Origin of the sequence: Pseudomonas sp. Ps21-P2, from assembly GCF_039672565.1 — a bacterium.
Classification (GTDB): Bacteria; Pseudomonadota; Gammaproteobacteria; order Pseudomonadales; family Pseudomonadaceae; genus Aquipseudomonas.
This window is the reverse complement of record NZ_JBDFPL010000030.1, coordinates 1-1568: the sequence shown is the minus strand read 5'-3', so window position 1 is coordinate 1568 and position 1568 is coordinate 1. Positions and strand designations below refer to the sequence as shown.

At 53.5% G+C, this 1568-nt stretch carries 1 protein-coding gene; it reads left to right on the top strand.

All coding sequences use genetic code 11. From position 1 onward, the window contains the following. Positions 1–227: 227 nt before the first annotated feature. Positions 228–587: a response regulator gene (locus ABEH28_RS27215; protein ID WP_192174993.1), complete on the top strand. Its 360-nt coding sequence runs from the start codon at positions 228–230 to the stop codon at positions 585–587. Positions 588–1568 lie beyond the last annotated feature (981 nt).

Here is a 1568-nt window from a genome sequence, read left to right as displayed (position 1 = left end):
AGTCGCTGCGCCGTCGCAGGCCTAACGTTGGTTAGAGAGGTCGAAGAATCAGCGTGGGGGAGTGGTCTGCTAAAGCCCGCCGGCCCGTGTAGAAATCAATTCCCTTTTTTGCCCCGCTCATCGGAGCGAAGGCTCGATTTCTAGATCGGTGTGTCCAATCAGTTACATGCACTCAAATGCTCAGACATCGCTCAGACAGGTCTGATCGTCACGACAGGAATTACCTCATGAGCATCATCATTCTTGTCGAGGATGAGCAGGACATATTGACCATCATGGTCGAAATTCTGGAAATGGAAGGTCATAGGGTCAGAGCATTCTGCGAGGCAGATTCTGCCTGGAGTCACATTCAGCATAATGGTTTCGATGCAGATCTGCTGATCACTGACCTGAGAATGCCTGGCAGTATCGACGGGCTCGAGCTGGTCCAAAGGCTGCATGACCTGCTACCTCAGGTGCCTGTAGTCGTCGCGTCAGGTTTCCATGCTGCGGTAAACACGTTGGACTATGATCATGTGCACTGGTTGAACAAGCCATTCACCTTGAATCAGCTGCAGGCGATTTGCCAAAAGCTGACCGCACACTGATCAGCTGGATTTGCCCGGAGCCTCGGAAATTTTCTCCAGATAATGCGGCAAGTAAATGCACACTGTCGTTTCCTTCACCCACGCTCGATCAGACGCGCACCTGACCGCCCGATTGCTAGACAAAGTCATCAAGCTCAAGACATCCCTGCGGGCAGAGATTACCGAAGGGGCCCGCTACCCTTGTGGACGCTTGTGCAAGCCAATTTCATTTACATCTGTGCAACTCCAATCGTCGCTTCAGTAACCCTTTTTGACGTCTTTCCAGCTTCTTGGCAAGCGCTGCTAGCTTGGCTTCACCGAACGCAATGGCCTTGGCTTTCGTAAGAAAAAGTTCGTCAACGTGGTAATTGCGGCCCTTGTCAGTGCGGTCATATGAGCTGTTAGCGAATCCCTGACCCACGAGTTCGACCTCCAGCAGCTGAGTGCGACCTGTGCAGCAGTCAAACAGAGGTTCAAGTCGAACACTGTTTTCAGTTCTGTCGCGGTTTTATCCAGGCTCTGCAGGACGTGCAGGCTGTTGAACCAGAGGTGTATCTGTTTCTTGAAGCTCAGGTGCACGACCTCTGGATCGAGCGGATTTCCGCCCTCCAGGCACGAGCTCACTGATGCGCAGCGGAATTCAAGTAAACGTTGCAGGCCATGTTCGAAGGTGGTGCCGGGCGCGGGGTGCTCGGCAGTCGGCACCACGACAAATGGCCAGGCCAATTCACGTCTGCGAGCCTTTTCGCGTGGGGCGCTTTGTCGAGCACATAGGCACTAAGCTATTCGCGCTGGCTGTAGAGGTGGCATGTAAGCCCGCTGAGAGCGGCCAGTTATTGACGGCCATGCCTGCTCAACCACGCTTGTGAGTTACCCCTTGGCGCTATGACTTATCAGTTAGGCCATTCGATCAAATGCTTTCACGGTAACTTGGCGTTCTCGACCATTGTGTGGATGCGTAAGCGCATGGTTTCGATGGAGAACGGTTTTGTCAGCACGGCC

What these genes read in the sequence shown, in the direction of transcription:
- ABEH28_RS27215 (WP_192174993.1), top strand. Translation starts at nt 228, where the DNA reads ATGAGCATCATCATTCTTGTCGAGGATGAGCAGGACATATTGACCATC.